General features: G+C 36.5%; 9 protein-coding genes. 3 read left to right on the forward strand and 6 right to left on the reverse strand.

Features of this window, described 5'->3' with window-relative positions:
• The first annotated feature begins 284 nt into the window (after positions 1 to 284).
• Positions 285 to 653, forward strand: a complete 369-nt coding sequence (locus AB1422_13395) for a hypothetical protein (GenBank protein MEW6620306.1) — start codon at positions 285 to 287, stop codon at positions 651 to 653.
• A gap of 476 nt (positions 654 to 1,129) precedes the next feature.
• Here the strand turns inward: AB1422_13395 and AB1422_13400 are convergent, their stop codons facing one another.
• From AB1422_13400 to AB1422_13425, 6 genes are all read right to left on the reverse strand, one after another.
• Positions 1,130 to 1,681: an isoprenylcysteine carboxylmethyltransferase family protein gene (locus AB1422_13400; protein MEW6620307.1), complete on the reverse strand. Its 552-nt coding sequence runs from the start codon at positions 1,679 to 1,681 to the stop codon at positions 1,130 to 1,132.
• A gap of 322 nt (positions 1,682 to 2,003) precedes the next feature.
• Positions 2,004 to 4,541, reverse strand: coding sequence for a TIGR03960 family B12-binding radical SAM protein (locus AB1422_13405; protein MEW6620308.1), 2,538 nt, complete (start codon positions 4,539 to 4,541; stop codon positions 2,004 to 2,006).
• 27 nt (positions 4,542 to 4,568) lie between these two features.
• Positions 4,569 to 4,877, reverse strand: coding sequence for a zf-TFIIB domain-containing protein (locus AB1422_13410; protein ID MEW6620309.1), 309 nt, complete (start codon positions 4,875 to 4,877; stop codon positions 4,569 to 4,571).
• A complete protein-coding gene (locus AB1422_13415; GenBank protein MEW6620310.1) occupies positions 4,811 to 5,392 on the reverse strand; it encodes a hypothetical protein in 582 nt (193 codons plus the stop codon). The genes AB1422_13410 and AB1422_13415 overlap by 67 nt, the downstream gene beginning before the upstream one ends.
• Positions 5,367 to 5,567 carry a hypothetical protein gene (locus AB1422_13420; GenBank protein ID MEW6620311.1) on the reverse strand — a complete coding sequence of 67 codons (201 nt, stop codon included), beginning with the start codon at positions 5,565 to 5,567 and terminating at the stop codon, positions 5,367 to 5,369. The genes AB1422_13415 and AB1422_13420 overlap by 26 nt, the downstream gene beginning before the upstream one ends.
• Positions 5,560 to 6,033: a hypothetical protein gene (locus tag AB1422_13425; GenBank protein MEW6620312.1), complete on the reverse strand. Its 474-nt coding sequence runs from the start codon at positions 6,031 to 6,033 to the stop codon at positions 5,560 to 5,562. The genes AB1422_13420 and AB1422_13425 overlap by 8 nt, the downstream gene beginning before the upstream one ends.
• A gap of 117 nt (positions 6,034 to 6,150) precedes the next feature.
• Here AB1422_13425 and AB1422_13430 point away from each other — a divergent pair, with 117 nt between their 5' ends.
• On the forward strand, positions 6,151 to 7,566 hold the full coding sequence (locus AB1422_13430) for a radical SAM protein (GenBank protein MEW6620313.1): 1,416 nt from the start codon (positions 6,151 to 6,153) through the stop codon (positions 7,564 to 7,566).
• Positions 7,567 to 7,790: 224 nt separating this feature from the next.
• Positions 7,791 to 8,344, forward strand: a 554-nt coding sequence (locus AB1422_13435; GenBank protein MEW6620314.1) for a Fic family protein, incomplete at its 3' end; no start/stop codon positions are given.

Consider the following 8,344-nt stretch of genomic DNA (forward strand, 5'->3'; position numbering starts at 1 on the left):
TATCAAAATGCAAAATTACAAATCAAATTTCAAAGAGGAAGTAGCAGGGTTTCTCAAAGAGTTGGAGGAATTTGGTAATATCTTTGCTTCAAGTATTTTAACGCTGAAAGGAAAGAGATAATTTTACATTTTGATATGTAATTTTTATATTTGCTTTTTGCATTTTGCTCTTTGGAGGAAATCCCTTTTGGACACCAAATCTGCATAGATTTCACGATTAGAGTTATTTTCAGACACCACCGATTTTCTGACCTCTATCCTCTAACTGCGGTAAAGTGATAAAAATGGATATATTCAAATTAGCTGATTTAGTCAGAACTCAAGAAACTGTTCAAAAAGAACCTGATACCTTTAAACGAAAACCTGCTCCTGAAATATCTTTTGAAGAGGCAATTAAACATCCAAAAGAATTTGCTCCGACAAAAGGTCAGGAAACGGTTATCTCTAAAGGTGAGGATAAACTTACTTTATCTGCAGAAGGTAAAACTGCCTACGAAATAACTAAACTTATCCTTGCTGTATTAAAAACTGAAGATATAAGAGAAGATAAGGTTATGATGGCAAAGGAATTATTAAATACAGGTCGCCTTTTAACCCGCCAGGGTATATTGGAAATAACTGCCAGGAAGTTAATTAAAGGCATAGGAATCTGAAATCTGACACTAATCTTTCTTTGTCATTATTTAATTAGTAACTATATGCCTTTCTAAAAAACTCCTTATTTTTTCGTAACTATTCAGCCAGTGATTGACACGGATTAACACAGATTGACACGGATAAATAGCAAAGGGCAGAAGGCAGAGGGCAGAAGGCAGAGGGCAGAGGAGACAGAAGACAGAGGTCAGAGGCGGATTATCCCCCGCTGGCGGGGGTTAGGGGGTAGAAATTTCCTCCACTGACACAGATGAAATCAGGCTCGGGGCACCCATGCAGAGCATGGGTCGTGCGCCTACCAGCCTTCCCGAGTCCCGAACCCCGAGTCCCGAGTCCCGATTTTCAGAAGAACCCTTCAGCCTAATTACGGACACGGAAAACGGACATGGATTATGAATTTTCAGTGTTTCATCCGTGTCCATCAGTGGCTGAATAGTTACAAAAATCCTTGACTTCTATATGGTAGTCTAACCCATTATCCCCTAATCCATAAATTTCTGCTAATTAAGATAATCCCGGCTAAAATGGCTAAAAAGGTCAAATGCTCACTATTGCCTTTTACCTGTTCAAAACTCCATTTTTTTATCGCTTTGCCTTCTGGACGGTATGGAGTTAATTTGGGGATAAGATTGGGGACCTGTTTTGCGTAGGCAATGTATTCTTCCCCGAATATCTTTTCTAATCGAGAACCTTCTTTTTCTAGTTTATAAGGAAGATACTGAAAGAAAAAAACGGTTAATCCAAAGGCAAGGATGTAGAAATTATAAGCACACAGGCACATACCAATTATCACCAGGAGTGTGCCTATGTAAAGTGGATTTTTGACATAGGCGTAAGGTCCGGTGATGGTCAAGGATTTATCCTTTTTCAGGTGACCGGCTGCCCAAAACCGAATTGTCTCTCCCACTGAAACTATCACTACGCCAATTAAAAAAGGCACAGGTCGTGCTTCAGAAAAGATAATTAAAAGAAGAGCAATGATACAAGAAAATATTTGTTTGATAGTTATATTTTTTAGTGAAACCATATCTTTTAGAATTAAGTATACTATAAGATTCTAAAGTTAGTCAACAAAATTTCGACCTGTGCAGTTAGCAATAATCTGACAACTAACTTTTGCACGAAAATATCTATCACTTTCTCAATAAACATATCGCTCCTACGGAGCTAATTTGATGTTGAGACGATAAATCTATAAACATTTCGCCCTTACAGGGCTGAATATATTTTTAAACTCCGTTAGGAGTGATATATTTGTAGACTATGATAATCCTTAAAGAATTCAGCTCCGTAGGAGCGAAATGTTTAACTTAATTTAACTGACCAATTACACACCTGCGGAGTTTATCCTATAGAGGAGAATGCGAATTTCCAAAATTATCTTTATAGAATTGGTCAACCCGGCTAATATTCTCCACTTGTTTTTCTTCTCCTAACAATGCCTGTAAGAACTCCGGGAACTTTACTGTTTTCCCATTATCTACTTTAAAACAAACTAATAACTCATTTGGTTCATTTGCAGTGATTTGGTCGATAAACTGGCGGATATTTAGCTCTTTGCCTTCTCTAAAACTTAAGATTTCCTCTTTTGCCAGAAATTCTTCAATCTTTGATTTTGAGATACATTCTTTTAGTTGTATTTTGTAGACTAATCGATTGATAAGAGAAGTTAAAGATTGACAATTAGTTGCGACAAAACCTGCTTGCAGGATTTTTATTCCTTCGGGTAAAGTTTGATTGAGTTGCAGGATTAATTCATCCAACTTTATCGGTCGATATAAATCTAAATCCGCATACTCTGCCTGACTACTTATTCCTACGGCTAATGCGTGTGAAAGGGAAAGTTTTGGATGAGGATTATAGCCCTGAGTCATCGCCACAGGAATATTTGCCCTTCGCATCGCCCGCATTAAAACCCGCATCAGGTCTAAATGGGAGATATATTGCACATCCCCTTTTTTGGTGAACTTAATCCTTACCCTTAGTTTGGTAACTGGTAATTGGTAATTGGTAATTGGTAACTGGTGATTGGTAACTGGTGATTGGTAATTGGTGATTGGCAACTGGTATTTTGGCTCTGTGCTCTGATAAGTGCATTCTTTTTCCAGACCACATTGATTGCATTTTTGAGTTTCTCTACAATCTGGAGTTTCCTCTCCTTTAATTGCCTTTTGGTATTCTTGCCAGAGAAAATCTTTAGTTACGCCTGCATCAATATGGTTCCAGGGTAGAATGTCATTAAAATCCATTGGTCTATTCGCATAAAACATCGGGTTGATATTCATCGTTTCAAATGCCTTCTGCCATTTGTCAAAGTCAAAATACTCGTTCCAGCCATCAAATTTACACCCTGATTCATAAGCCTTTAATAACACCGCTCCTAATCTGCGGTCGCCTTTTGAGAAGACTGCCTCTAAAAAACTTAAATTTGTATCATGCCAGCTAATTTCTATTTTTTCCCCTGGCAATTTATCAAGGAGATAATGTTGTCTGGCGATTAATTCCTCTTTGGGCAATTGTCCACACCATTGAAATGGTGTATGCGGTTTTGGGACATAAGAAGATAGGCTTATCTTTAGATTATGTCTGCCTTTACAAATCTTATTTATTTTATAAATAATATCAATAATTCCATCTAAATCCTCATAATTTTCGAGTGGCAAACCAATTATGAAATAGAGTTTCACCCCGCGCCAACCTGCTTGAAATATAGACTGAATGGCATTAGTTAGTTCTTCAAGCATCACTTTTTTATTAATTACCTTTTGCATCTTTGAAGTGCCTACCTCCGGGACAAGCGTCAGACCCGTAGGTTTGATTTTAGACAGGATAGATGAAATTTCCGTGATAGGTGGTTTTACCCGTAAAGAAGGTAAGGATAAACTTACACTATTGCCAAATTGTGTATGGAGACAATTGACTAAATTTAAAATATAAGAATACTGCGAGGTGCTCAAAGAGCCCAATGATAATTCTTCATAGCCGGTGTTAGAGATAAGTTCAGTAGCCTGATTCAAGAGGCAAGATACCGACCTTTCCCGAAGTGGACGATAGACCATTCCAGCATGACAAAATCGACAGCCTTGCGTGCAACCTCGTTGAATCTCTAATGATGCCCGGTCATGAACAATATTCATAAAGGGAATGATTTGTTTAATTGGGAATTTTGCATTATCAAGGTTTTTAATAATACGCTTTTTGATTTTTTCAGGGACATCGGCTATTTTTGGACTAAATTTTTTAATCCGTCTATCTCTATCATAATCTACCTGATAAAAAGAAGGGACATACACGCCTTCTATTTTACTTAAAGCGAGTAAAAGGGCTGATTTTGATTTATGCCGATTTTGTTTATAAACCTCGATTAATTCAAGGATAATTTCTTCTCCATCACCAATGCAGAATAAATCAATAAAATCAGCTAACGGTTCCGGGTTAAAAGTTAGAGGACCACCCGCAATAACTAATGGAAATTGTTTATTGCGGGAAGAAGCAAGAAGAGGGATTTGGGCTAAATCAAGCATATTCAGGATATTCGTATAGGTCAATTCATATTGTAGGCTAAATCCCAGAATATCAAAATCTTTAATGGGTAGTCGTGATTCAAGGCTAAAAAGCAGGATAGCGTTTTTCCGCATTACTTCCTGTGCATCAAACCACGGGGTATAGACCCGTTCTGCGGATACATCCTCCACATCATTAAGTATCTGATAAAGAATCTTCAGACCCAGATGAGACATCCCGATTTCATAAACATCCGGAAAGGCTAAGGCTACTTTTACCGACACCTTTGCCCAATCCTTATGAATGCTATTAACTTCATTTCCTAAGTATCGCGTCGGTTTGGATACTTGGGTTAGTAAAGGGGTTATATCAATTTTATTCATAATTAATTAGATGGTTACCAATCACCATTACTTAAACATCTCTATAAATTTTCCAAAGAATTTATGTTTATGTTCGTGTTCGCGTTTTTGGAGTTCTTCTAATTCACCTTTATCAAACCACAGCCCTTCGCATTTATCACATTTATCCAGCACAATTCCTTCTATATTAATGTGGTGCAATTCATGTCCACATTTTGGACAGTGCATAAAATGGAGTTCTTTTTGCTTTTCCTCTTCCGCTATCCTTTTCTTTTCTTTTGCCGTCTCGATTAAATCCTCTTCATGTTGTTTAAACCATTTATCTTCTTGTTCATGTTTTTCGACTTCTGATGACATAGTTTTTTCACCTCCTTTTTTTCCTGCTGTTGATGAATTTCCAGGATTGCTTCCATTTCTTTTATTATTGGTTCATCCTTTGGGCGTCTTATTGCCTTCTTGGACTTAATTAATCCCTCGACGGTTAAAACAGAACAGGGCATTCCATAGATTTCTATAATCTCAGAATATTGGACTACATCTTCATAATTGCCAATTCCTTGCACCTCTCCTAATATATCAATATCTCCAATATCGGTTGAAAAGGTAAAATTCAATCCTATGTGGAGTGTTTTCACATCAAAGATAAAAGGTAAATCTTTTGGGGCTCCTCTTAAATACGGATGGAATGGAGCAAGTGCTTTTATGATATTTTCTAAATTCTCTTTGTCTCTGGCATAACAAATATCAATATCATAAGTTGGATATGCAGAACCCTGTACCACCGCGGCGCGTCCCCCAATTAGAACAAAATGGACATTTTGATTTTTTAGCGTTGTTAATATTCTTTTAAAATTTAGCATGTTTTTTTTCACCGGCTTTCCTTAATTCTGCTATTTCTTTCAAGAAGTTGTCATGTCTTTTCATTCTTTGCGTTGGCGTCAGTGCCAGGGTGGAATACAGCAAAGTAACATCAAGCCCATAATCTATTGCTTCCTGTATTGCGTTTTTAGTTTTATATTCACCATTTGCTTCTTTTATTTTATTCATCTTCCAAACCCTTTATTTTAAACAATACATAGCCTGTAATGATTAATATCACTCCAGATACCGCTACCGGGAGGAGCACTGGTCCAATCCATGGCCAGGGAATAAGAAAATAGCAATCTTGAGTCAATAAAGAAGGTGGCCAGCCAAGCAAAATATACAAAGAAATATAATAAACTATATCCCAGATAGCAAATGTCCAGAGGAAGATACAGAATGACTCTAATTTTCTTTTACCAACTAAGAAAGATAAGGATAAGAGGATAATAATTGTTGCCACCTCGCGAGTCTGCTCAATAAATAACAGGTTATAGTCACGCATTGTTGTAGCTATCGTTACCTCGGCCCATTTTTCTTGTGGCATAGTTTTTAATATATTCCGAATATAAGCAACAACTATCCCTTCAAGATGACCGAAGGCAATACCAAATAAGGTTAATAAACCCATTTTAGAAAGGAATTTTTTCATCACCTGTTTCCTCTGTAAGAATATATCATATCTCTTAAAAAATTTCAACTATAATTATGCACCTCAGGGAAAAAAATATATTGACAGAGTCCTGATTATATGTTATATATTAACAATATGAAGGTATTTTTGATTAATCCACCTGCCGCTAATGGAGTAAAGGTTGTTCGTGAAGGGCGATGTATGCAACGACAGGGTGCCTGGACTTCTACCTGGTCACCAATTACCTTAGCCATCTGTGCCAGTGTTTTAGAAAAGGAAAATATTCAGGTTAGACTTATTGATTGTATTATTAAAAATATCGATTCCAATTCCTTAAAGACCCAAATTGCTGATTTTAAACCTGACCTCATCATCTTAAATACCTCTACCCCATCAATCAAAAGTGATTTAGAGGTAGCTAAATTGGCTAAAACGGTAGTTCCATCGGTAAAAATAGCCGCTTTAGGAATTCATGTGAGTATTCTTCCAGAGGAATGTCTGATGCGTTTTTCAGACCTTGATTATTGTATTCGTCGGGAGCCAGAATTTATCGTTAGAGATTTAAGTTTAGCCTTACGCGATTCAAGAGAAATAAAAGATATTCTGGGGCTTTCTTATCGGTTAAATGGTAAAATTATTCATACCCCGGATAGGGAATTTATTTCAAATTTAGACGAATTGCCTTTTCCTGCCTGGCATTTGATAGACCCACAGGATTATCGTATGCCATTTAAAGATGAGCCTTTTCTACTTGTGGCTACCTCACGGGGTTGTCCTTACAAATGCACCTTTTGTGCCGACAAGGCATTTTATGGGACTAAATTAAGGCTAAAATCACCTCAAAGAATAGTGGATGAATTAGAATGGGTAAAACAAAGATTTGGCGTAGGAGAATTTCTATTCTGGAGCGAGTCATTTACCATTAATAATAAATTTGTGATGGAGGTATGTGAAGAAATCATTTCCAGGGGATTAAAGGTTTCCTGGGTATGCAATAGTCGGGTAGATAATGTGAATTTAACCTTACTTCGGGAGATTAAAGAGGCAGGATGCTGGATGATTGGCTATGGGGTTGAGTCGGGAAATCAACAGGTTCTGGATAGTGTGAAAAAAGGCACGACATTGGAGCAAACAAAACAGGCTGTGCAATGGGCAAAAGAAGCTGGACTTGAGGTTACAGGGCATTGCATTCTCGGATTACCAGGCGAAACCGAACAAACGATTAACCAAACAATAAACTGGACGATTGACTTAGACCTTGACTTTGCCCAATATTATTGTGCCGTTCCTTTCCCTGGCTCGGAGTTATATTCACAGGCACTTGAACAAAAGTGGAGTAATACCACCGACTGGACTAAATTTGAGCAAAATTTCTCCGTATTAGACCTACCAACTATAACTGCAGATAAAATTATGGAATTTCGCAAACAGGCTTTTAAAAAGTTTTATCTTCGAGGAAAATTAATTTTAAAAACACTTCATAGAATTAAATCTTTTAATCAACTCCGTGCCTTTATTAGGATGATTAGAGATTTCTTGACCTGGATATGAGAGAGCGAATTAAGAGATTAAGCAAATTGAGTGAATGGAGAGATTGAGAGAAGGCTAATCCACTAATTAACTAATTCGCTTAATTAACTCAATTCACTAATTTGCTATTTTCTTATTGACATAGAGACAATATCTTTGACTAAATGGATATTTTTATTTCAAAATACTAAATTTTTTCTTGACAAATTTTAAATAATATGATATAATTTAAAATAGTGAAAATTATGTATGAAAATAGAATAGAAAAATCTGATATTTTAAAAAAAGAAATAGATTCCTGTCGTCCGATAAAAGGCTCTTTATTAAAACAGATAAGGGAATATTATAGGATAGGTCTTACCTACTCAAGCAATGCTATTGAAGGGAACTCGCTTACTGAAACTGAAACAAAGATAGTCTTAGAAGATGGGATAACTATTGGTGGAAAACCCTTAAGAGACCACTATGAAGCAGTAGGACATAGTCAAGCTTATGATTTACTTCTTAAATTATCAAAAGAAAGAAAAATAACCGAAGAAAATGTTTTAGATTTGCATCGTCTGTTTTTTTATCACATAGATAGAAAGAATGCTGGGCGATATAGAAAAACAAGGGTTATTATTACAGGCTCAAGGTATATTCCTCCTTCGCCTGAAAAGATTTCAGAACTAATGAAAAAATTTATTGAGGAACTCCCGAGTATAAAGAAAGCCAATCACCCCATAGAATATTCTGCTTTATTACACAAGGAATTTGTAGGAATACATCCATTTATTGATGGAAATGGAAGGATAGCCAG

This window comes from bacterium (assembly GCA_040757115.1).
Taxonomy (GTDB): Bacteria; UBA9089; CG2-30-40-21; order CG2-30-40-21; family SBAY01; genus JBFLXS01.

What these genes read in the sequence shown, in the direction of transcription:
- AB1422_13425 (MEW6620312.1), bottom strand. Translation starts at nt 6,033, where the DNA reads ATGAAAAAATTCCTTTCTAAAATGGGTTTATTAACCTTATTTGGTATT.
- AB1422_13410 (MEW6620309.1), bottom strand. Translation starts at nt 4,877, where the DNA reads ATGTCATCAGAAGTCGAAAAACATGAACAAGAAGATAAATGGTTTAAA.
- AB1422_13400 (MEW6620307.1), bottom strand. Translation starts at nt 1,681, where the DNA reads ATGGTTTCACTAAAAAATATAACTATCAAACAAATATTTTCTTGTATC.
- AB1422_13405 (MEW6620308.1), bottom strand. Translation starts at nt 4,541, where the DNA reads ATGAATAAAATTGATATAACCCCTTTACTAACCCAAGTATCCAAACCG.
- AB1422_13430 (MEW6620313.1), top strand. Translation starts at nt 6,151, where the DNA reads ATGAAGGTATTTTTGATTAATCCACCTGCCGCTAATGGAGTAAAGGTT.
- AB1422_13395 (MEW6620306.1), top strand. Translation starts at nt 285, where the DNA reads ATGGATATATTCAAATTAGCTGATTTAGTCAGAACTCAAGAAACTGTT.
- AB1422_13420 (MEW6620311.1), bottom strand. Translation starts at nt 5,567, where the DNA reads ATGAATAAAATAAAAGAAGCAAATGGTGAATATAAAACTAAAAACGCA.